We start from the raw sequence: 21,524 nt of genomic DNA, 5'->3' as shown, positions 1-21,524 counted from the left end.
GTTCTGGGGATACTAAGTTTTTCCTCAATCACCTCCCTGTAGATGTCAAGCCTGCTTGGCTTAGACCTTGTCCTTGGCTTTCCCTCGTACCCTTCATGGTACTTCTTAATGGTTCTGTAATCCTTCTTGTACTTTCTTGCTAGCTCAGCATAATTGGGTTTTGTGTTCGTGAAATCCATTATCCTAAATTCTGCTTGAAGACTTACTTTTTGTGATTCATCCATTGATATCACCTCCTTAGAAAGGATATCAATAACACAAAAAGGACAAAATAAGAATGTAGGTTTTCCGACATTTTTATATTGTCTTTTTCCTACATTATTATTTTATCCTTTGCACGCAGGCGTTGGGGGAGCAATTCTGTAAAGAGCATTTCCCCGGCCATCAGGCCCTTGTCTGCACCCACCCGGACGGGCATAACCACAGCGGCAACATCCATGTGCATATCGTCATTAACAGCCTGCGGATAGAGGAAGTGCCGTTCCTGCCCTACATGGACAGGCCAGCGGACACGAAAGCCGGGTGCAAGCACCGCTGCACCGACGCAGCCCTACGCTACTTCAAGTCCGAGGTCATGGAGATGTGCCACCGGGAAGGACTTTACCAAATCGACCTCTTGAACGGCAGCAAGAACCGTGTCACAGACCGGGAATATTGGGCGCAGAAAAAGGGACAGGCCGCACTGGACAAGCAGAACGCCCCCATGATTGCAGGCGGTATCACGCCCCGGCAGACCAAGTTTGAAACGAACAAGGAGAAGCTGCGGCAGACCCTACGGAAAGCCCTTGCCACCGCTGCCAGCTTTGACGAGTTTTCCTCTCTGCTGTTGCGGGAGGGTGTGACCGTCAAGGAGAGCCGGGGGCGGCTGTCCTACCTCACGCCAGACAGGACGAAGCCTATCACCGCCCGGAAGCTGGGCGGCGACTTTGACCGCACCGCCGTCCTTGCCGTTTTGGAGCAGAACGCCCAGAGGGGCGTAACGGTTCGCTACACCCCGCAGCACCAAGCCGCCAGAGCCGCCGAACAGACCGCAGCCATACCCGAATACCTACACGCCGGGAAAGGCCGCTTACAGGGCGAAAAGACAGGGAAAATCGACCCCAGACAGGACAGTGTGCAGCGGCTTGTGGACATTGAGCAGAAGATGGCCGAGGGCAAGGGCAAAGGCTATGAACGATGGGCGAAGATACACAATCTGAAACAGGCCGCCAAGACCCTGACCATCTACCAACAGTACGGCTTTTCTTCCCCGGAACAGCTTGAAGCCGCCGTTGCTACCGCCTATCAGGAAATGCGCCAGACCAGCGGCGAACTGAAAGCACTGGAAACGAAGCTGCAAGGGAAAAGGGAGTTGCGGCAACAGGTACTTGCCTATGCCAAGACCAAGCCCATCCGCGAGGGGCTGAAAGCGCAGAAATCCGAGAAAGCCCGCGCCGCATACCGCCAGGCAAACGAGAGCGATTTTATCATAGCCGAAGCCGCCGCCCGGTATTTCAAGGCACAGGGGCTTACCAAGCTGCCCGGCCGAAAAGCGTTGCAGGCCGAGATCGAGCAGCTTATCTCCGAGAAAGACGGCCTGTACAACACCTATCACGAACAGAAGCAGCGGTTCAGGGAGTTGCAGACCGTCAAGCGGAACATCGACCAGATTTTGCGCCGGGAAGAGCCGCACCGCAGAAAGGAGCAGAGCCATGAACGATAAGCCGTCCCGCATGGACTACCGCCAGCACCAGGCAGCCCGCCGCCTTGTGCATGAGTGCTGTAACTACGACGAGGGGAACTGCCTGCTGTTAGACGACGGGGAGCCTTGCGTGTGCGTCCAGAGCATTTCCTATTCCCTCATGTGCCGCTGGTTCCGTGTGGCTGTCCTGCCCCTTGACGGGGAGCTGGCCGCAGCCCTCTTGTACCGGGGGAGCCGGAAACGCTGCGCGGTCTGCGGGGCGGCCTTTGTCCCCAAATCCAACCGGGGGAAATACTGCCCCGGCTGCGCCGGGTGCATGAAGAAACGCAAAGCCGCCGAGAGAAAGCGGAAACAAAGGCAGAAATGTCACGCTTTAGAGCCTTTCAAACCCGCATAAATCAAGGCTTTTTTCGTGGGTGTCAAAGGGTATGCGATACATTTATCCTTTCCCCCCGGAAATGCCGTCCTAATGCGTGACAAAGCCCAAAAACGACACAACACAGAGGGAGGTGATACTATCGCTGATTATATCAGGGCAGACACCACGCTGCCCGCCTATCTTCCATACCCCCGTTTCCTGCTGAAAATGGAGATTTCACAGACCGCCAAGCTGCTGTATGCGCTTTTATTAGACCGCTCCACCCTGTCACAGAAGAACGGCTGGCAGGACGGCGAGGGCAGGATATTCATTGTCTACCCCGTTGCGGAGATAGCGGAAATGCTGGACAAGGGTTGTACCGCCATCAAGGGAGCCTTGAAAGAACTGGACGCAGCCGGGCTTTTAGAACGGGAACGGCGGGGCTTCTCCGCACCCAATCGGCTTTATGTGAAAGTGCCGCCTGTCCCAGTGGTACGGTTTTCCGACCAACTGATGGCCGGAAAAGCGACCCTCATACAGTCGGAAAAGCGACCTTATGACGGTCGGAAAACCGACCCTATGATGGTCGGAAAACCGACCCCTAACAAAACTAATATAAACAACTTAATAGAGAACCAAACAATGAGAGCGAGTGGGGAGCCGCCCACAGCTTATGGCCGATATGAGAATATTTTTCTGTCAAAGGACGAATATGACGAGTTACAGGCAGAATACCCGGACAGGCTGGAACGGCTGATTGAGGAAATGAGCCATTACCTTGCCGCCAGCGGGAAAGCCTACCAGAATTATGCCGCCGCCTTGCACAGATGGGCGGCCAATGACAAAAAGGGAGCCGTAAAACAGGGCATCCCCGACTATACCTGTATGGAGGGAGAAAGCTTATGACAAGTGAAATCAAAGATATTTTGGAGAACATGACAACCGCCGCCCCGGAGATGGAGGACTATATCGGCGAGGACGGACTGCTTTACTGCGGAAAGTGCCATACGCCGAAAGAAGCCTACTTCCCGGAGGGTAAGGAGCTGTTTGGCCGTGACCGCCACCCGGCAGAGTGCGACTGCCAGAGAGCCGCCCGTGAGCAGCGGCAGGCCGCCGAGGAACACCGCCGCCATGTGGAAGCCGTGGAAAATCTGAAACAGAGGGCTTTTGCCGACTCAGCCATGCAGCAATGGACATTCGAGAACGACAACGGCAGAAACCCGCAGACCGGGATTGCCCGGCGGTATGCGGAGCATTGGGAAGAAATGCAGGCCGAAAACATCGGCTGCCTGTTCTGGGGGAACGTCGGCAACGGGAAAAGCTACCTTGCGGGCTGTATCGCAAACGCCCTCATGGAGAAAGAAGTCCCCGTATATATGACGAACTTCGCCGTTATCCTGGGCGACCTCTCTCCCGGCTTTACAGGCCGGAATGAGTATATTTCCCGCCTTTGCCGCTATCCGCTGCTTATCATTGACGACTTCGGCATGGAGCGTGGCACCGACTATGGACTGGAACAGGTATTCCGTGTGATTGATACCCGATACCGCAGCAACAAGCCGCTGATCGCCACCACCAACCGCCCGCTGGACGAGTTGAAAAAGCCGACAGACACGGCCCATTCCCGGATTTATGACCGACTGCTGTCCATGTGCGTCCCGATACGCTTTACTGGCGTCAACTTCCGGCAGGAAACCGCAAAGCGGAAAATGGAAACCATGAAGAAACTGCTGGCTGAATGAAAGGAGTATTGCCTATGGAGAATATCAAGCAGCACGACCACCGTACCACCCGCCGCCCCGACTGCGTGACGGAAATCCGCATGGGGAATACCGTTCTTGTCGTGTCCGGCTTTTTCAAGAAAGACACCACCAGCACCGCCGCCGACAAGATGGCGAGGGTACTGGAAGCGGAAGCCGCTGCTACACAAAAAAAGGCGATTTGACAAGCTGTAAAGAAGCAGATTTATCACTTTTACCGCTGTACAGCCGCCCCTGTTCCGTGGTACAATGAAACCACGGAATAGTGGGGCTGGCTGTCGGAAACGGAGGATTTTATGTTAAGACAAGCCACCCAAAACCTCATTACCGCCCTTTATCCGAGATTGTCCCATGAGGACGAATTGCAAGGCGAGAGCAATTCCATTTCCAACCAGAAACGGATTTTGGAAGCCTACGCCAAGCAGAACGGCTTTACCAATCTGCGCTGGTACACCGACGACGGCTACTCAGGTGCGAACTTCCAGCGGCCCGGATTTCAAGCCATGCTTGCAGACATTGAAGCCGGGAAAGTCGGCACCGTCATAGTCAAGGACATGAGCAGGCTGGGGCGTAATTACTTGCAGGTGGGATTTTACACGGAAATGCTGTTCCCTCAAAAGGGCGTGCGTTTTATCGCTGTCAATGACAACGTGGACAGCGCAAACGGCGGCATGGACAATGATTTTACCCCTCTGCGGAACTTATTTAACGAATGGCTGGTGAGAGATACGAGCAAGAAAATCAAGGCAGTAAAGAAAGCAAAAGGCATGAGCGGCAAGCCTGTAACCAGCAAGCCAGTCTATGGCTATCTCATGGACAAGGACGAGAACTATATCGTTGACGAGGAAGCCGCCCCGGTTGTCCGGCAGATTTACCAGCTTTGCCTTGCGGGAAATGGCCCGACCAAGATTGCCCGTATGCTGACGGAGCAGCAAATCCCCACGCCGGGGACGCTGGAATACCGCAGGACGGGCAGCACCCGACGCTACCACCCCGGCTATGAGTGCAAGTGGGCGACAAACACCGTCGTCCATCTGCTGGAAAACCGGGAGTACACTGGCTGTCTGGTAAACTTCAAGACGGAGAAGCCCTCTTACAAGGTCAAGCACAGCGTTGAGAACCCCATCGAGAAGCAGGCTATCTTCCCAAATCACCATGAGCCGATTATCGACACGGAAACATGGGAGCGTGTGCAGGAGTTACGCAAGCAGCGAAAACGCCCGAACCGCTATGATGAAGTGGGGCTGTTCTCTGGTATGCTGTTCTGCGCCGACTGCGGCCATGTGCTGTATCAGCAGCGGTATCAGAACAAGAACCGCAAGCAGGACTGTTATATCTGCGGCAGCTACAAGAAGCGTACCCGTGACTGTACGGCACACTTTATCCGCACCGACCTTTTGACGGCGGGCGTGCTTTCCAATCTCCGGCAAGTGACGGAATACGCCGCCAGGCATGAGAGCCGCTTTGTAAAGCTGCTCATCCAGCAGAACGAAATCGGCGGCAAGAGAAAGACCGCCGCAGCCACGAAGCAGCTTGAACAGGCCCAGACACGCATTGCCGAAGTGAACCGCATTATCAAGCGGCTGTATGAGGACAATGTAAGCGGCAAAATCAGCGACGAGCGTTTCATGGAGCTGTCGGCGGACTATGAGCAGGAGCAGCGGGAACTGAAAGACCGGGCTGCCGCTTTGCAGGAGGAACTTTCCAAGTCGCAGGCCGCCACCGTCAACGCCGAGAAATTCATGGGGATTGTGAGAAAGCACCTTGCTTTTGAAGAATTGACCCCCACCCTCTTGCGGGAAATGATTGAGAAAATCGTCGTGCATGAGTGCAGCTATGACGAGAACGGCACCCGCAGGCAGGACATTGAGATTTATTACAGCTTTGTCGGCAAGATAGACTTGCCGGAAGCCTAACGCCTGACCTATCCGACACAGCCCTAAGTGCCGGATAGGAACGGCAAAATTTTTTACACTTCTATTACTTCTTTATCGCACATTAGCAAAGATTACAGGTGGGAAGACAGCACAGTCTGCTGATATGGTTGATGCTACTAACAACGCTCTTTCTACAGCCTGGGAGAATGTGGACAAGGATGAGAATATCGTTGTGACATTCACAAACAAGCTAGAGTTCTATCAGAACCTAACACTTAAGAAGACAACGAGTGGTAATAAGAGTGATGATAAGTTTGAATTCAATATTAACTTCTCAAATATTCCTAATGAAGGCTTTATGTCAGATTTAGGTATGATTATACCTGATGATAATGGTAAGGCTGTAGTCAATGCTAAGCTTGCAAGTGGTGATGAGGTGACATTTAAGAATGTGCCTGCTACTACAAAATACCAAATTACTGAAAAGGCAAATAGAGGTAAGGCAAGCTATAATCTTGTTGCTGGAAGCTATAAGAAGACGAAAACTAATGATAAAGCTTATGTTGATTTAGCTACTGATGAAGAAGCAGTTGTTGAAGGCAATGATATTGATGTTACATTCAATAATGCATTACCTGAAGCAGCTAATATTGTACTGAAAAACCGTGTTACAGGTTCGTTTGGTGATTATAGTAAGCCATTTACATTTACTGTAACATTTAATAATGTTGCTGATGATGAAGAAATTCAGGTTGATACCTTTAAGGCTTCATCAAAGAACAATCCTAAAGTCATCAAGAAGAGTACGCACTTAAAGCCAAATACAGTAGCACCTCGACGTGCTCCTGCAAGCAACAATACCCTAAGTGCAGAAATTATACTTAAACACAATGAATCTGTTGTCTTTAAGAATGTACCTAAGACAGCATCCTACAGCATTAAAGAAGCAGAAACTGATTATGAGGTTTCTCATAATATTAATGATGGTAATGTGGTTAATGCTGATAGTATGAGTAAGGCTGTTGATAATGATACTATTACATTCATTAATCACAAAGATGGGGTTGTACCTACAGGTACACATTTTGGAATACTAACGATGATATTAGCCTTTGTGGGCTTCTTAGGTTTTGTATTCTATATGCTTTTGAAGACACGTAATGAGCAATAAATATATGTAATATTGAGGTCGAACATTTGTTCGGCCTTTTTGCTGTAATGCTTGTTGAGGGCATATGAGAATGTTAAGCTTTTTATAGGGAGTGGTGGTATGGAGAAGTTAAAGAGAGTGATTTATGGTAAGTATCAATATGTGATTATTGGTATCTATGCTTTCTTTATGTTTTTGGATAAGTGTGTTGTGAAGAATAATGATGTGTTTAATGTTGTGATGAGAGTAGTGAATGATGTGATGTATGTTTATTTATTCTTATTAGCGTTGTGTTTCTTTTATGATATGTGGAAAGAGAAAAGAGATAAGCACTAATGTTGACAGTGATGAATGTTGATGTTAAGGTATAAATGAAATTAAGTTGTACACAACTTAGTGAGGTGACATGATATGAGTTATGATTGTTTAAAGCTAGAGAATCAGCTGTGCTTTCCTCTCTATGCTGCAAGTCATTTAATCACAAAGAAATATAAACCATTATTAGATCAAATAGACCTAACATATACCCAATATATTACGATGATGGTGATGTGGGAGAAGAAGCAGGTGAATGTCAAAGAACTAGGAGAAGCATTGTTTCTAGATTCAGGTACATTAACACCATTATTAAAGCGTTTAGAAGCTAAAGGGCTGATTAAAAGAAAGAGAAGCAAGAAAGATGAGCGTTCTCTTGATGTTACGATTACTGATGCTGGTTTAGCGCTTGAAGAACAAGCAAAGAATATTCCTTATCAGTTAGGGGCATGTGTCAATATTGATAAAGAAGAAGCAGATGAATTATATCGTTTATTATATAAGATATTAGGAAAAGAGGGCGTTGAGCCATCTTTTGAAAGTGAGGAATAGAATATGAAGAAGACTGATGTTGTGATTATTGGGGCAGGGCCAGCGGGCTTAACAGCTGCCTTATATGCATCAAGAGCAGGTGCACAGGTAACAATTGTTGAATCTGGAGCACCTGGTGGAAAACTGAATCTGACAGCTGAGATTGAAAACTACACAGGTATTAAAAAAATTGCAGGTCCACAGTTAGCCTATGATATGTATGAACATGGCTTAAGCTTTGGTGCTTCTTTCGAAATGGCAGAAGTAACAGGTGTTACTGTTGAAGGCGATAAGAAGATTGTGCATTTAGGTGATGATGCGATTGAAGCTAAGGCAGTTATTATTGCTACGGGTACAAAAGAACGTAAGATGAATATTCCTGGTGAAGAAGAAATGACAGGTAGAGGCGTTTCTTATTGTGCTGTATGTGATGGACCTTTCTATCGTGGTAAGGAAGTTGCTGTTATTGGTGGTGGTAATTCTGCTATTGAAGAAGCAACATATCTTTCTACCATTGTGGATAAGGTGCATGTTGTAATGAGAAGAGATGTCTTTAGAGCTGATAAGATTATTTCGGATAAGGCATTAGCTGCTGACAATATTGTCTTCCATTTTAAGAAGAAACCAGCAGAAGTTCTCTCAGAAGACAACAAGGTTGTAGGTTTAAAGGTAACTGATTCTGATACTAATGAACCATCAGTTATTCCTGTAAGTGGTATTTTCCCATTTGTTGGGGCTGATCCAATTACTGGCTTTGTGAAAGACTTAGACATCTTAGATGAACGTGGGTATGTTGTTACAGATGATAACATGGAAACAAGTATCAAAGGCATCTATGCAATTGGTGATGTACGCCAGAAACACTTACGTCAGGTGATTACTGCAGCTAGCGATGGCGCTATTGCCGGACAGCATGTTGCTGATAGTTTAATTTAAGGATATCTCCCTCATAAAGGGAGATATTTTTTCTTTTCTATTCTTGTTGATTCCTTTATAATGGGGAAAAATAGGGGTGAGGATATGAAATTAATAAACGGAAAAGAGATATCTACAAAAACAAAAAATATGATTAAGGCTGAGATTGAAGAAATCAGAAAGACAGGCAAGAGAGTGCCTAAGCTTGCTGTTATTCTTGTGGGGGACAATCAGGCAAGTCAGGTTTATGTACGTAATAAAGAGAAGGCTTGTGCCTATGTTGGCATGGAAAGCTTACGTATTAATAGAGATGCCAATTTCAGTGAAGAGGATTTATTAAAGCTTATTGATGAATTGAATCATGATGAGAGTGTTGATGGTATTCTTGTACAGCTACCATTACCTAAGACAATTGATGAAGAAAAGGTCTTAAAAGCGATTGCGCCGGAGAAGGATGTAGATGGCTTCCATCCAGCTAATATCGCTAAGCTCTTTTTAAATGAAGAGGGCTTTATTCCATGTACACCTTATGGCATGATGGTCATGCTTGAAGAGATTGGATATGACTTAGATGGTAAGGAAGTTGTTGTGGTGGGACGTAGTAATATTGTTGGTAAGCCAGTTGCTTTATTAGCGCTTCATCATAATGCTACAGTGACTATTGCCCATAGTCATACAAAGAATCTTCAAGAAGTCACATCACGTGCTGATGTCCTTATTGCAGCTATTGGTAAGGCTAAGTTCTTTACAGCTGATTATGTTAAAGAAGGTGCTGTTGTTCTTGATGTTGGGATGAATCGTGATGAGAATGGAAAGCTATGTGGTGATGTAGACTTTGATGATGTAAAAGAGAAAGTCTCTGCCATTACACCAGTACCTGGCGGTGTTGGTCCAATGACGATTGCTATGCTCATGAAAAATACATTATTATCATATAAGAGAAGGGTTCAATAATGGAATACGGATTACATGATATTGTTGTAATGAAAAAACCACATCCATGTCATAAGAGTGATCAATGGGAAATCATTCGTATGGGTGCGGATATTAAAATCAAATGTCAGGGTTGTGGTGCTGTTGTCATGTTTAGCAGAAAGGCATTTGAAAAGAAATTAAAGAAAGTTGTTGTACATCAAAGCGAAGAGTAATCTTTGCTTTTTTGTATGGTTTATTATAGAATGAATGGGAATAAAAGGAGTGAATGAAAATGGCATTAACTGCTGGTATCGTAGGTTTACCTAATGTAGGTAAATCAACATTATTTAACGCAATCACAAATTCACAGGTAGAAGCCGCAAACTATCCCTTCGCTACCATTGATCCCAATGTCGGTGTTGTAGAAGTACCCGATCATCGTCTTGATGATCTCGCAAAACTCTTTAATCCAAAGAAAGTCATTCATACAACATTTGAATTTACAGATATTGCCGGTCTTGTAAAAGGGGCAAGCAGAGGTGAAGGCTTAGGTAATAAGTTCTTAGCGAATATTCGTGAAACAGATGCAATCTGTGAAGTTGTAAGATGTTTTAGAGATAAGGATATTACGCATGTAGATGGTTCAGTAGATCCTGTACGTGATGTAGAAACAATTAATCTCGAACTTGTGATGGCGGATTTAGAAACAGTTGATAAACGTATTGAAAAGCTTGAGAGAAAAGCAAAATCAGGTGAAAAGGATGCTCAGGAAGAAATGGCAGTTCTTACACCAATCAAAGAAACACTCGAAGCAGGAAAGTCTGCTCGTGTACTTGAATTCGATAAAGATGAAATGGTTTATGTCAACCAATATAATTTACTTTCTATTAAACCAATCATCTATGTCGCTAATATGGGTGAAGAAGATATTGAAAATCCAGAAGACAACCCATACTATCTACAGCTCAAAGAATATGCGACTAATGAAGGTGCTGATGTTATTCCAATCTGTGCTAAGATTGAAAGTGAACTGGCAGGTTTAGATGAAGAAGACCGTGCAATCTTCATGGAAGACTTAGGTATTGAAGAAAGTGGCTTGGATAAGCTGATTAGAGAAACATATCATTTATTAAATCTCAAGACATTCTTTACTGTTGGACCTGATGAATGTCGTGCCTGGACATTTACTGATGGCATGACAGCACCACAAATGGCTGGTAAGATTCATACGGACTTTGAAAGAGGCTTTATTCGTGCTGAAACTTATTCTTATGATGATATGATGACATATAAGAGTGAGAATGCATTAAGAGAAGCTGGTAAAATCAGACAAGAAGGCAAGACATACGTTGGTAAAGACGGCGATGTCATGTTCTTTAAATTTAATGTATAGGATACCTAGTCATAGGTATCTTTTTTTTGTAAGATGATAAAAGAAGGGAAGGAAAAATATGAAAAAACTTGCATTACTTTTAACAGCTTTCTTGCTTGCAGGCTGCACAAGTACACCTGCTACAAAGAAAGTGAATAAACCAGCAGTCAAAAAAGAAACAAAAACAAAAGAGACAAAAGAAACAACAATCACAATCAGTGCAACAGGTGATGTCACACTTGGTAAAGGTGCTACTGCATCCTATAGCACAAGTATGATTCCATATTATAAACAGTATGGACCAGCTTACTTCTTTAAAAATGTCAAAGACACTTTTACAAAAGATGATTACACTTTAGTTAACTTCGAAGGCACATTAACGAATAGTAATAGTCTTGTGACAAAGACATTTAACTTTAAAGCCGACAAAGACTATATCAAGATTATTCAAGATGGTGGTGTTGATGCAGTGAGCTTTGCGAATAATCATGCCTATGATTATGGTAAAGAAGGCTATGATGATACCATCAACACTTTTAAAGAAAATAAGATGCCATATGCTAGCTATGATGCTGTTTCTTTAGTTGAAGTCAAAGGAAAGAAGATTGGGAATATTGGTGTTGATTTCTCAGGTCTAAATCAAACAAAATTCAATAAGAGTAAGACCTATATTGATGAAGGTATTAAGAAATTAAAGAAGGAAGGGGCTGATCTTATTATTGTCAGCCAGCATGGTGGTATTGAACGCCAATATACCGTTGAACAAATGCAGAAAGATTTAGCCCATTATGCGATAGATAAGGGCGCTAATCTTGTCATTGGGCATCATCCACATGTTGTACAGGGTGTAGAAAAGTATAAGAATGCTTATATTGCTTATTCGCTTGGTAACTTCTGTTTTGGTGGCAATCAGAATCCTGCTGACAAAGATACGATGATTTTCCAGCAGTCTTTTACATTCAAGAATGACAAGCTTGAACACAACGACAATATCAAAATCATTCCAGCATCCATCTCATCCGTTACAAACCGTAATAACTATCAACCAACAATTGCTGAAGGAACAACAAAAAAACGTATTATCAATAAAGTCAACCAATCTTCATCCGTCTTCAAGATTGCCTTTAATGAAGACGGCACTTTAAAGAAATAAGGTGAAAAAATGAATTATAGTGCAATTATTCTCTGTGCTGGGGCAGGTAAACGTACTGGTCTCTCCTACAACAAGATGTTTTATGTCATTGATGGTCAAACCGTCTATGAGAAGACTATGCATGTATTCCTAAATGATCCCCGCTGCCAACAAATCATCGTTGTGACAAAGAAAGAAGAACAAGAAGACTTCCAAAAGCTCATAACCGATTCACGTATTGTCTTTGTAGAAGGTGGAGCTGAGAGACAGGATTCCGTATTCAACGGCTTAAAAGCTGTTAACCAGGACTATGTCATGATACATGATGGAGCACGTTGTTTTATCAAGCCAGACTTGCTTGATCGCTTATGTGCAAGCCTAGAAGAACATGATGCAACACTTGCAATGGTACCTTCAATTGACACAGTCAAACGTGTAATAGATGGTAAAGTTGTTGAAACATTAAAACGTTCCGAACTTTATAACGCCCAGACACCCCAGGCCTTTAAGACATCTTTGATTACAAAGGCCTATCACTATGTCAACGAACATCATCTTGCCGTTACCGATGATGCAAGCTGTGTTGAAGCGCTAAATGAAGATGTCTATGTAGTGATGGGTGACTATAACAATAAGAAAATTACAACCCCACAAGACCTCTAACTATTTATTTTCTAGAACTGAAAATACAACACAATATAAGCGATTTTATGTAAAATAGTCGTGGAAGATATGGAGGAAGAATATGTTAGATAAGAATTTAAAAAAATTCCCAAAAAATTTCTTATGGGGTGCTTCAACATCCGCATATCAGGTAGAAGGTGCAAATCTCTCAGATGGAAAAGGCCCTTCATGCCAGGATGTCAAAGAATTACCAGCTGGGACAGCATCATTGGATATTTGTGCTGATCACTATCATCGCTATGAGGAAGATATTGCATTAATGGCTGAAATGGGCTTTAAAGTCTATCGTTTCTCTATTGCCTGGACAAGAATCTTACCTCAGGGTACGGGTGAAGTAAACCAGGCAGGTATTGATCATTATCATAAAGTTATTGATTGTTGTTTAGAACATCATATTGAACCATTAGTGACAATGTTCCATTTTGATATGCCAGCAGCATTGGATGAAAGAGGTTCATGGTCTAATCCTGAATCAGTTGAATGGTTTGAAAACTATGCCCGTGTATTATTTGAAAACTATGGTTCTAAAGTAAAATACTGGTTGACTATTAATGAACAGAATATGTTGACATTAGTAGGACCATTAATTGGAACATTACATATCCCAGAAGGATGCGAAAATGTCGTAAAAGAAACATATCAGCAGAATCACCATATGTTGGTAGCACAGGCAAAAGCTATGGCCTTATTGCATAAAATGTTCCCAGAAGACAAGATTGGTCCTGCTCCCAATATCTCACTTGTCTATCCAGCAAGTTGTAAGCCTGAAGATATTCTTGCAGCACAGGAATTCAACGCTATTAGAAACTGGCTCTATTTAGATATGGCAGTTTATGGTCGTTATAATAATTTAGTATGGCGTTATCTTGAAGAACATGATGCCACACCTACATTTAGAGAAGGCGATGAAGAAGCCCTAAAAGCAGCACATCCTGATTTCATAGGATTCAACTATTATTCAACAGCAACAGTACAGCATGCTGATGTGAATGAAGTATTAAATCCAGGTGCTGACCAGCAAACTGCAAGAGGAGAAGCAGGTTACTATAAAGGCTTCAACAACCCTTATCTTACAAAGTCTGAATTTGGCTGGGAAATTGACCCACTTGGCTTTAGAGCTAATATGAGAGAAATATATTCCCGTTATCATTTACCAATGATCGTAACGGAAAATGGTTTAGGCGCATATGATACGCTTACAAAAGACGGTAAAGTACATGATGACTATCGTATTGCTTATTTAAGAGCACACATTGAACAATTAAAACTCGCTATTACTGATGGTGTTGAAATGATGGGTTATTGCCCATGGTCTGCTATTGACTTAGTTTCAACACATGAAGGCATTAGAAAGAGATATGGCTTTATCTATGTTGATACAACTGATGAAGAAGTTGGTACATTAAATAGATATAGAAAAGACTCATTCTACTGGTATAAGAAAGTCATTGCTTCTAATGGTGAAGATTTAGCTGACTAATATTCTTTCAGCAATCAAGAGGAGATCTTCTACCCTACATATTTTAAGGACGGAAATGCCATAACAGGTAGTAACCGTCCTTTTTCGCTTTTGAAAAACCACATTCAAAAGAGCTTCTTGATATCACTAGGAAGCATGATGAATTTCCCGCAATCATGACGCTATGAGATATGCAAATATGGAAGATTTAAAAAGGCTCTTGAAGAATAAAGGTTTAAAAGTGCTTAAATGAGAGTATAGAGCGATGAGTGTATTTGCAGGGGTAAGCTCATCGTTTTATTTATGTTTATGAAACTTAGAAAGATGTGTATTGATTTTTTATGATATTTTGGTCACTTTTTGGATTTGTGATTGCTTTTTATAGTGCATCGTGATATGATGTCAAAGCAAGTTGTGACTTGCCCTGTTCCGTTCAGGAACCGTTTAGACCAAAGGAGGTAAAAAGAATGAATAAGTACGAAATTATGATGATCTTCAAACCTGATTTAGAAGAGAATGTGAGAAACAAGACTCTTGAAGATTTAAAAGGTGTCCTCACTTCAAATGGCGGTGTTATTGACAACGTATCTGAAGAAATGGGTATGCGTGAATTAGCTTATGAAATTCAGGATTACAAGAAGGGTTACTATGTAGTTATCGATACTCATACTAACACTGATGATATTGCTGAATTCGAACGTTTATCACGTATCAACGCTAATGTTTTACGTCACTTAACTTTACGTCGTGACGAAAAATAAGAAGGTGCACTAAATGATTAATCGTGTTGTCCTGGTTGGTCGTATGACCAGAGATCCTGAGCTAAGAAGAACTGGTAATGGCACTGCTGTTACGAGCTTCACATTGGCTTTAGATCGTGGATTCACAACTCAAGATGGTCAGTCTGCTGACTTCATTCCATGTGTTGTATGGAATAAAGCTGCAGAAAGCACAGCTCAGTATTGTCATAAGGGCTCACTTGTAGGTGTTGATGGCTCACTTCGTTCAAGAAATTACACAAACAACCAGGGACAGAAAGTCTATGTTGTTGAAGTGATGTGCAATAGTGTAAAGTTCCTCGAATCACGTCGAGAAGCAGAAGCTAGACCACAGGGAAGCTATAACAACCAGTCTTCTTACAATAACAACAACTCTTACAACAATCAGAATGCATTTGGTAATCAACAAAATAACTATTCAAACCAGCAAAATACATTCAATAATCAGTCCAATAATACAAATCGTCAAAACAATTTCTATGATACAAATTCAACACAGGTCGATTTAGATAAAGACTTCAGTGATGATGTTAATGCATATGATATCATGGATGACGACATTCAATTTTAAATAGGAGGAAAAGACTATGGCATTCAGAAGACAGAGAATGGGCAGAAAGAAAGTCTGCTATTTCACTAAGAATAAAATCGAATACATCGATTACAAAGATGTAGAATTATTAAAGAGATTCGTATCAGCTAATGGTAAGATCATCCCTAGACGTGTAACTGGTACTTCAGCTAAGTATCAGAGACAGTTAGCTAGAGCTATCAAGAGAGCTAGACAGATGGCTTTATTACCATACGTTGGTGAATAATACTCAACGATACAAGAACTAAGAAGACCTCGAAGATTTAATCTATCGTGGTCTTTTTTCTTTTAGAGTAAATTAATGTATATACAAAATAGTTAAGTAATTTTATCTTGATTATTATACTGCTGAGCTCTAAAGAGCAGTTTACTAACGAAGGTGAAACGCAAATAGAAAATCATAAAAGGATTAACTATTTTGTTAATCCTTTTATGATTGGTTTTCTTTTATTGCTTGTTTTATATAAAGTAAAAACGAATTAATAGTGGATTTTTGTTTACATACAAGTCCTGTTTCACCATAGCCTTTAACATATTTTATAAAAATGTTAGAGTTATTTTTGGCCCTTCATGATAGCAGTGATTGATTGTTCAAGTCCTGTTTCAACGGTTTGTAAAACAATTTGAATAATCTGATTTCTTTCAAAATTTAAATAGTTTTTATGGTACCATTTAATGGTTGTTAAGATATTATTTGAAATAAGAGATGCATATAGTTTAATTAAATCATCCTGATTAATAGATTTTTTGAAATATGTGCAAAGGTCTGATGTCATGATCGTATGCATATCTTCAAATATATTAATGGGTAGTATTTTTGATTCTAAAATTAAAAGTTCATCTTTATTATCATCAAAGAATTGAATTAAACAATCAATATTATGTACATTGATACCATTTACAAAGTTTGAACTGGCTTTACTAAATAAGGATATATAATCTTTAGAAATCTTTTCAATTAAGTCATATTTATCTGAATAATGACGATAGAATGTTGTTTTATTAATTCGACATTCATCTACCAGCATGGACATAGTAATATCTTTAAATGCATATTTTTTAAGAAGATGAAGCATACTCTTTTTTATATTTTCTTTAGTTTTGATAACACGTAAATCTTCTTTCATATATTTTGCAACTTTCTTTCTGTTTTTGTTGCTTAAGCAACTTTTTTGTTTTTTCATGTGATTTTATTCTTATGAGGATTATATCATAATTTAATCTAGATAAAATAAAATGGAGGAGAATAATATGGAAAACAAATATTATCCTAATTTATTTAAAAAAGGAAAAATTGGTAATGTTGTGCTTAAAAACAGAATTGTTCGTAATTCAATGGGAACTTATTTAGGAAATCCTGACGGTTCAGTAAGTTCACGACAGATTCAAGCATATGTTGACGCGGCTGAAGGTGGTGCTGGCTTAATTTTTATGGATAACGCAACTCCTGTTCCAATGACATCTTGTGGTTTGCGTGCTGATGGTGATGAATTCATTGCAGGTTTATCACAGTTAGCTGATGCTTTAAAAATGCATGGTGCTGCAGCTGGTATGCAGTTAGCTCATCCAGGTCGTGATGCTGGTTTCGTTGGTAGTGCAGACGTTATCGGTGCATCTCCAATCACTTTTGAACCATGGTATGAAGCAGGTGCTAAATTACCAAGAGAATTATCTGTAGATGAAATTCATGACTTAGTTTCAAAATTTGGTGATGCTGCATTAAGATGTAGACATGCAGGCTTTGATATTGTAGAAATTCATGGTGCAGCTGGATGTATTCCAACAAACTTCTTATCACCACATGATAATCATAGAACAGATATGTATGGTGGATCATTACATAATCGTATGCGCTTATTAATTGAAATGGTAAGAGATATGAAGAAAAAATGTGGTCCTGATTTCCCAATTGGTGTTAAATTAAGTACAGTTGACTGGGAACCAGAAGGTATCACATTAGATGAAACAATAGAAGTTGCGAAAGCATTAGAAAAAGAAGGAGTATCTTATATCAACGTTATGGCTGGTACTCATGCAACTGCTGCAATGGAATTCTTAATGCCTAACTGTTTCAATGCTGCTGACTGTAAAAAAATTGCTGATGCAGTTAATATTCCAGTCTTTGTAGGTCATAATATTTTTACACCTGATGAAGCAGAAGAATTGTTGAAAAATGGTTGCGGTGAATTTGTTGCTTTAGGTCGTTCTCAATTAGCAGATCCACATTGGGCTATTAAAGCTGAGTATGGTCAAGCAAGTGAAATTAAACCATGTATTAACTGCTTAATTGGCTGCTTAGATAGAGGTTTATTAAATCATACAACTATTCATTGTACAGTTAATCCAGGTTTATATAAATTTGAAAGAGAAACAATTAATACAACTAATCCAAGAAATGTTGTTGTTATTGGTGCAGGACCCGCTGGATGTGAAGCTGCTTTAACAGCTGCAAATAATGGTCATAAAGTAACAATTTATGAAAAACGCGAATTTGGTGGTGCGATGATTGAAGCAGCAAAACCAGAAAACAAAAAGAATATTCGCCGTTTAATTTCATATTATAAAGATCATATTGACGCACATAAGAATATTACAGTTATTAATAAAGAAGCAACATATGAAGAAATCGTTGCAGGTAATTATGATGTATGTATTGCTGCCACTGGTGGTGTTTCTAGAAAAATTAAAGCCATAAATATTGATAGTCAAATGGTAGTGAATGCAATGGATTATTTAGGTGGAAAAAAAGTTGATGGTAATACAGTTGCTGTTATTGGTGGAGGTATCACTGGTGCAGAAACAGCACTGGAATTAAAAGCTGAAGGTAAAAAAGTAATCATTGTAGAAATGACTGATCATTTCTTAGCACAAAAGTCGAATGCATGCCAAGCATACTCAATTGCAATCTCTCAAACAGATATTGAAATTAAAACAGGTTTAAGATTAATTGAAGTAGGGGATCATACTATTGTCTTAACAGACCGTTATGGTAATGAACAAAATGTAGCTTGTGATAATGTAGTTATTGCAGCAGGTTTTGTTCCAGATAACTCTATCTATACAAAGTTAGAAGAAGAAACAGATATGCAAGTATTTAATGTTGGTGATGCTAAACGTGTACGTCAAATTTTTGATGCTGTACACGAAGGATACATTGCAGCTAAATTAATTCACTAAAAACATATAAAATATAGTATAGGAAACACTATTAACTTTTCCATAATAGGAAGATAATGTTAATTCACACAAGACACATTTATACGTGAAAGTTTCAGAAAATATAATTGACAGTTGCATATGATAATTAAAAATAGCCACAAAATAACGCAGTTTTTCAAATTAAATTAACGATTTTGTTCCAGATAAAACGATAAATAAGTGTTTTACCTTATGTTGGTGAATAATCTGTACTTTGAGTCCTGACTTATGTCAGGGCTTTTTCTTTTATCTCCGATAGTTTGTATTTAGCAATTCTTTGATTGTTTTGTGCGCACAAGACTGACCAGTTTATAAAAAAGTAATAAAATGTTGCTAAGGTGGAGTTGACTTCAAAAAAGGGAGATTGATATGAATAATAATCAAATAATGGGTGGTATGATGAAAGCCGCTTTTCTATGTAAAATTACATTTTTGCTACTTGTCATATACATAGATTTAATATATAATCTATGCATAAATTAATAAAAGTTTCAGCTTATGAGGATATAAACATGTGTGAATCATATAAGGCAATACTTTTTACAATAACAGCACATCATGACGAAAGCATGGAGGTATTATAAATAATGGCACGTTCTAAAAGCAATAATGTACAAATCAATATTTCTATTCCTTCTGAATGGAAGACCCAGCTTGAGAACCTTGCACGCATCTATTCTGTCGAGGAAGGTAAAACCATTACATTCCTTGACCTGATGCGCAGAGGGATTCAGGAAAAATATCAATTAGGTGAAAAAGACAATGAGCGAGGAACAATATCATAGTGCTTCGCATTGTAAATATCTGACGCAGTATCATATCATCTGGTGCCCTGAGTTCAGATTCACTGTATTGCAGAAAGGCGCTGACGATAAACTAAAAAACATCCTTGCTGACATCTGCAATCAATACGGATATGAAATCAAAGCATTGGAAGTGATGCCAGACCATATACATATATTCGTGGATTGCCCGCAGACGGTTGCTCCCTGTGATATAGCAAGGACGCTTAAAAGCATCAGTGCTATTGAGATGCTTAAGGCGTATCCAGAGCTGAAGCAGTTTTACTCCCGTCGTGGGGTATTATGGTCAAGGGGATATTTTGTATCAACGGCAGGACATATAAGCGAAGCTACAGTTAAGAGATATATCGAGGAACAGAAAAATCATGACTGATGAAGAATACAAGAAAATCTTGAAGCAGTTTCATAAACTTTCTGACAGGCACATCCTGGCTGTCGAAACCGATATGCCGTATTCTGATGTGTTAAAAGTCGTGGCTCTGTCAGACAGGATACGCAAGGCCGGGAATGAACTTGTCGGGCTTATGAGAAAGAATTATGACCAGCTTTTACGTACCAAGAGATACCGCAAATTGCTTAAATTATATGGGGATACTCAAGACAAAGATAAACGTAAGGCTTTGGCAAAGCAGCTCAACGAAATGCAGATATCCTACAATATCACATGGGATTATTGCAGAAGATCCATGATACCCATAGGCAAGAAATATGGCATAGATGCTGTTTTTGCTCTTACTAAAGCCGAAGATATCTGGAACGGGATGGAAAAATGTCTTTATGGTGATGGCGGCATTATTCATTTTTCTAAATACGGAGATTTGCCATGCATCAGGGCAAAACAGATAAACCGTGGCATCTCAATGTCTGTTAAGGACAATAAACTGCAATTCAGGCTTGGTAAAACTATGTTTGGAATACAGGCAGATGACAGATTTCAACAAGATGAAGTAGATGCTGTTTTATCTTATCTTGCCGAACCAGAGAACATAGATAATAAAGCTATTAATACACTTATCGAAGATGCCTGCTGCATAGATACATATAGACCATGCTATGCTACTCTCGTGCCTAAGATGATAAGAGGCAAGTACAGACTATATCTTCATCTGACCATCGAAGGGAAAGCGATGCCCAAATATGGCAAGCATGGCAATCCCCGTCACATATACGGCAAGGGCACGATAGGCGCTGATATCGGAACGCAGACGGTTGCATATACATCAGATACCGAGGTTGGCTTAAAGAATCTTTCGGAGCGTGGTAACAGTATCCAGACATCCGAAAGAAAGGAACGACTTCTTTACCGCGCCATGGACAGGTCAAGGCGGGCTACGAATCCTCAGAACTATAATGATGATGGCACGATGAAGAAAGGCCGTAAAATATGGAAATACTCTAATCATTATAAGCAGCTAAAAGCCAAGCACTCTGAATTATGCCGTATCAACGCGGTCAACAGGCAGCTTGCAATAAACGAAGATGCCAACCACTTACGAAGTCTTGGAGATACGTTTGTGACTGAATCTAAAAATGCGAGCAGGCTCATGAGGCGCACAAAAGAAACTACTGTTAACAGTAAAGGCAAGTTCAATAGGAAAAAGCGTTTTGGCAAGTCCATAAAGAACAGATGCCCTTCTGGATTCCAGACTGCGGTAGAAAGGAAATTCAAGGCCACGGGTGGTACGTACATAGAGGTTCCGAACAATTACAGGGCAAGCCAGTATGACCACACTGCCGATGATTACATCAAAAAGAAACTGTCTGACAGGCTGTATAAACTTCGTGATGGCACTGAAGTACAAAGAGACTGGTACTCATCATATCTGCTTTACTGCTACGATTATAGAACACAGAACATAGATAAAGACAAATGCAATGCAGAATTTGAAAGATGCTACAACAAAGAAAAAGCCCTGATCACATGGATTAAAGCTAATAAAATCAAGATACTGAATAGCGGAATTAAAGTAGCTTAACAATTCAATATCAGGGAGATTGACTGT

The 21,524-nt window shown here is 41.0% G+C and carries 24 protein-coding genes and 1 pseudogene; 23 read left to right on the top strand and 2 right to left on the bottom strand.

Annotation, left to right across the window (positions count from 1 at the left end):
• Positions 1-224 (bottom strand): annotated as a pseudogene (locus T529_RS0103355) (hypothetical protein); the annotation flags it as partial.
• Positions 225-346: 122 nt separating this feature from the next.
• Between T529_RS0103355 and T529_RS12270 the strand changes: the two are divergent.
• From T529_RS12270 to rpsR, 19 genes are all read left to right on the top strand, one after another.
• Complete coding sequence (locus T529_RS12270) at positions 347-1,702, top strand: relaxase family protein (protein WP_476661778.1); 1,356 nt, start codon at positions 347-349, stop codon at positions 1,700-1,702.
• Positions 1,692-2,078 carry a cysteine-rich VLP domain-containing protein gene (locus T529_RS12725; protein WP_000998386.1) on the top strand — a complete coding sequence of 129 codons (387 nt, stop codon included), beginning with the start codon at positions 1,692-1,694 and terminating at the stop codon, positions 2,076-2,078. Before T529_RS12270 ends, T529_RS12725 begins: the two co-directional genes overlap by 11 nt.
• 72 nt (positions 2,079-2,150) lie before the next feature.
• Entirely contained in the window at positions 2,151-2,945 is a 795-nt protein-coding gene (locus tag T529_RS0103340; RefSeq protein WP_001205019.1) for a replication initiator protein A, read from the top strand.
• Positions 2,942-3,781 carry an ATP-binding protein gene (locus T529_RS0103335; RefSeq protein WP_033162204.1) on the top strand — a complete coding sequence of 280 codons (840 nt, stop codon included), beginning with the start codon at positions 2,942-2,944 and terminating at the stop codon, positions 3,779-3,781. Before T529_RS0103340 ends, T529_RS0103335 begins: the two co-directional genes overlap by 4 nt.
• Before the next feature lie 14 nt (positions 3,782-3,795).
• The gene (locus tag T529_RS0103330; RefSeq protein WP_000427739.1) at positions 3,796-3,984 is read left to right on the top strand and encodes a transposon-encoded TnpW family protein; all 189 of its coding nucleotides are present in this window, start codon (positions 3,796-3,798) and stop codon (positions 3,982-3,984) included.
• A 111-nt stretch (positions 3,985-4,095) separates the two neighbouring features.
• Positions 4,096-5,715: a recombinase family protein gene (locus tag T529_RS0103325; RefSeq protein WP_000945966.1), complete on the top strand. Its 1,620-nt coding sequence runs from the start codon at positions 4,096-4,098 to the stop codon at positions 5,713-5,715.
• A 124-nt stretch (positions 5,716-5,839) separates the two neighbouring features.
• On the top strand, positions 5,840-6,847 hold the full coding sequence (locus T529_RS0103320) for a DUF7601 domain-containing protein (protein ID WP_033162203.1): 1,008 nt from the start codon (positions 5,840-5,842) through the stop codon (positions 6,845-6,847).
• A gap of 99 nt (positions 6,848-6,946) precedes the next feature.
• The gene (locus T529_RS0103315; protein ID WP_033162202.1) at positions 6,947-7,162 is read left to right on the top strand and encodes a hypothetical protein; all 216 of its coding nucleotides are present in this window, start codon (positions 6,947-6,949) and stop codon (positions 7,160-7,162) included.
• Positions 7,163-7,237: 75 nt separating this feature from the next.
• Entirely contained in the window at positions 7,238-7,693 is a 456-nt protein-coding gene (locus T529_RS0103310) for a MarR family winged helix-turn-helix transcriptional regulator (protein WP_033162201.1), read from the top strand.
• A 3-nt stretch (positions 7,694-7,696) separates the two neighbouring features.
• On the top strand, positions 7,697-8,608 hold the full coding sequence (trxB, locus tag T529_RS0103305) for a thioredoxin-disulfide reductase (protein WP_033162200.1): 912 nt from the start codon (positions 7,697-7,699) through the stop codon (positions 8,606-8,608).
• An 84-nt stretch (positions 8,609-8,692) separates the two neighbouring features.
• Complete coding sequence (gene folD / locus T529_RS0103300) at positions 8,693-9,541, top strand: bifunctional methylenetetrahydrofolate dehydrogenase/methenyltetrahydrofolate cyclohydrolase FolD (RefSeq protein WP_033162199.1); 849 nt, start codon at positions 8,693-8,695, stop codon at positions 9,539-9,541.
• Positions 9,541-9,735 (top strand): DUF951 domain-containing protein, encoded by a 195-nt coding sequence (locus T529_RS0103295; protein ID WP_033162198.1) that lies wholly within the window; start codon positions 9,541-9,543, stop codon positions 9,733-9,735. The genes folD and T529_RS0103295 overlap by 1 nt, the downstream gene beginning before the upstream one ends.
• Before the next feature lie 59 nt (positions 9,736-9,794).
• The gene (gene ychF / locus T529_RS0103290; protein ID WP_033162197.1) at positions 9,795-10,895 is read left to right on the top strand and encodes a redox-regulated ATPase YchF; all 1,101 of its coding nucleotides are present in this window, start codon (positions 9,795-9,797) and stop codon (positions 10,893-10,895) included.
• A gap of 58 nt (positions 10,896-10,953) precedes the next feature.
• Complete coding sequence (locus T529_RS0103285; RefSeq protein WP_051646827.1) at positions 10,954-12,027, top strand: CapA family protein; 1,074 nt, start codon at positions 10,954-10,956, stop codon at positions 12,025-12,027.
• Positions 12,028-12,036: 9 nt separating this feature from the next.
• Positions 12,037-12,669, top strand: a complete 633-nt coding sequence (gene ispD, locus T529_RS0103280) for a 2-C-methyl-D-erythritol 4-phosphate cytidylyltransferase (protein ID WP_033162196.1) — start codon at positions 12,037-12,039, stop codon at positions 12,667-12,669.
• Positions 12,670-12,751: 82 nt separating this feature from the next.
• Entirely contained in the window at positions 12,752-14,170 is a 1,419-nt protein-coding gene (locus tag T529_RS0103275; protein ID WP_033162195.1) for a glycoside hydrolase family 1 protein, read from the top strand.
• A gap of 446 nt (positions 14,171-14,616) precedes the next feature.
• Complete coding sequence (gene rpsF, locus T529_RS0103270) at positions 14,617-14,910, top strand: 30S ribosomal protein S6 (RefSeq protein ID WP_033162194.1); 294 nt, start codon at positions 14,617-14,619, stop codon at positions 14,908-14,910.
• 13 nt (positions 14,911-14,923) lie between these two features.
• Positions 14,924-15,499, top strand: coding sequence for a single-stranded DNA-binding protein (locus tag T529_RS0103265; RefSeq protein WP_033162193.1), 576 nt, complete (start codon positions 14,924-14,926; stop codon positions 15,497-15,499).
• 16 nt (positions 15,500-15,515) lie between these two features.
• On the top strand, positions 15,516-15,746 hold the full coding sequence (rpsR, locus tag T529_RS0103260; RefSeq protein ID WP_033162192.1) for a 30S ribosomal protein S18: 231 nt from the start codon (positions 15,516-15,518) through the stop codon (positions 15,744-15,746).
• Positions 15,747-16,074: 328 nt separating this feature from the next.
• Here the strand turns inward: rpsR and T529_RS0103255 are convergent, their stop codons facing one another.
• Entirely contained in the window at positions 16,075-16,704 is a 630-nt protein-coding gene (locus tag T529_RS0103255; protein ID WP_033162191.1) for a TetR/AcrR family transcriptional regulator, read from the bottom strand.
• Positions 16,705-16,771: 67 nt separating this feature from the next.
• On the opposite strand from T529_RS0103255, the gene T529_RS0103250 reads away from it, so the two are divergent.
• The 4 genes from T529_RS0103250 (at position 16,772) to T529_RS0103235 (ending at position 21,497) form a co-directional block, all read left to right on the top strand.
• Complete coding sequence (locus T529_RS0103250; RefSeq protein WP_033162190.1) at positions 16,772-18,697, top strand: oxidoreductase; 1,926 nt, start codon at positions 16,772-16,774, stop codon at positions 18,695-18,697.
• A 608-nt stretch (positions 18,698-19,305) separates the two neighbouring features.
• Complete coding sequence (locus T529_RS0103245) at positions 19,306-19,503, top strand: hypothetical protein (RefSeq protein ID WP_033162189.1); 198 nt, start codon at positions 19,306-19,308, stop codon at positions 19,501-19,503.
• Positions 19,481-19,894: an IS200/IS605 family transposase gene (gene tnpA / locus T529_RS0103240; protein WP_033162188.1), complete on the top strand. Its 414-nt coding sequence runs from the start codon at positions 19,481-19,483 to the stop codon at positions 19,892-19,894. The genes T529_RS0103245 and tnpA overlap by 23 nt, the downstream gene beginning before the upstream one ends.
• Positions 19,887-21,497, top strand: a complete 1,611-nt coding sequence (locus tag T529_RS0103235; protein ID WP_033162187.1) for a hypothetical protein — start codon at positions 19,887-19,889, stop codon at positions 21,495-21,497. Before tnpA ends, T529_RS0103235 begins: the two co-directional genes overlap by 8 nt.
• The last annotated feature ends 27 nt before the right edge of the window (positions 21,498-21,524 follow it).

It is taken from the genome of Sharpea azabuensis DSM 18934 (assembly GCF_000702165.1).
GTDB classification, from domain to species: domain Bacteria; phylum Bacillota_I; class Bacilli_A; order Erysipelotrichales; family Coprobacillaceae; genus Sharpea; species Sharpea azabuensis.
This window is presented reverse-complemented; position numbering and strand designations above follow the sequence as displayed.

Bases quoted from the DNA above. Each gene is read 5' to 3' on its own strand.
- ispD (WP_033162196.1), top strand. From the start codon at position 12,037: ATGAATTATAGTGCAATTATTCTCTGTGCTGGGGCAGGTAAACGTACT.
- T529_RS0103310 (WP_033162201.1), top strand. From the start codon at position 7,238: ATGAGTTATGATTGTTTAAAGCTAGAGAATCAGCTGTGCTTTCCTCTC.
- ychF (WP_033162197.1), top strand. From the start codon at position 9,795: ATGGCATTAACTGCTGGTATCGTAGGTTTACCTAATGTAGGTAAATCA.
- folD (WP_033162199.1), top strand. From the start codon at position 8,693: ATGAAATTAATAAACGGAAAAGAGATATCTACAAAAACAAAAAATATG.
- T529_RS0103250 (WP_033162190.1), top strand. From the start codon at position 16,772: ATGGAAAACAAATATTATCCTAATTTATTTAAAAAAGGAAAAATTGGT.
- T529_RS0103315 (WP_033162202.1), top strand. From the start codon at position 6,947: ATGGAGAAGTTAAAGAGAGTGATTTATGGTAAGTATCAATATGTGATT.
- T529_RS0103265 (WP_033162193.1), top strand. From the start codon at position 14,924: ATGATTAATCGTGTTGTCCTGGTTGGTCGTATGACCAGAGATCCTGAG.
- T529_RS12725 (WP_000998386.1), top strand. From the start codon at position 1,692: ATGAACGATAAGCCGTCCCGCATGGACTACCGCCAGCACCAGGCAGCC.
- T529_RS0103235 (WP_033162187.1), top strand. From the start codon at position 19,887: ATGACTGATGAAGAATACAAGAAAATCTTGAAGCAGTTTCATAAACTT.
- T529_RS0103255 (WP_033162191.1), bottom strand. From the start codon at position 16,704: ATGAAAAAACAAAAAAGTTGCTTAAGCAACAAAAACAGAAAGAAAGTT.
- T529_RS0103335 (WP_033162204.1), top strand. From the start codon at position 2,942: ATGACAAGTGAAATCAAAGATATTTTGGAGAACATGACAACCGCCGCC.
- T529_RS0103285 (WP_051646827.1), top strand. From the start codon at position 10,954: ATGAAAAAACTTGCATTACTTTTAACAGCTTTCTTGCTTGCAGGCTGC.
- T529_RS0103275 (WP_033162195.1), top strand. From the start codon at position 12,752: ATGTTAGATAAGAATTTAAAAAAATTCCCAAAAAATTTCTTATGGGGT.
- T529_RS0103325 (WP_000945966.1), top strand. From the start codon at position 4,096: ATGTTAAGACAAGCCACCCAAAACCTCATTACCGCCCTTTATCCGAGA.
- T529_RS0103330 (WP_000427739.1), top strand. From the start codon at position 3,796: ATGGAGAATATCAAGCAGCACGACCACCGTACCACCCGCCGCCCCGAC.
- rpsR (WP_033162192.1), top strand. From the start codon at position 15,516: ATGGCATTCAGAAGACAGAGAATGGGCAGAAAGAAAGTCTGCTATTTC.
- trxB (WP_033162200.1), top strand. From the start codon at position 7,697: ATGAAGAAGACTGATGTTGTGATTATTGGGGCAGGGCCAGCGGGCTTA.
- T529_RS0103295 (WP_033162198.1), top strand. From the start codon at position 9,541: ATGGAATACGGATTACATGATATTGTTGTAATGAAAAAACCACATCCA.
- T529_RS0103245 (WP_033162189.1), top strand. From the start codon at position 19,306: ATGGCACGTTCTAAAAGCAATAATGTACAAATCAATATTTCTATTCCT.
- T529_RS0103340 (WP_001205019.1), top strand. From the start codon at position 2,151: ATGCGTGACAAAGCCCAAAAACGACACAACACAGAGGGAGGTGATACT.
- rpsF (WP_033162194.1), top strand. From the start codon at position 14,617: ATGAATAAGTACGAAATTATGATGATCTTCAAACCTGATTTAGAAGAG.
- tnpA (WP_033162188.1), top strand. From the start codon at position 19,481: ATGAGCGAGGAACAATATCATAGTGCTTCGCATTGTAAATATCTGACG.
- T529_RS0103320 (WP_033162203.1), top strand. From the start codon at position 5,840: ATGGTTGATGCTACTAACAACGCTCTTTCTACAGCCTGGGAGAATGTG.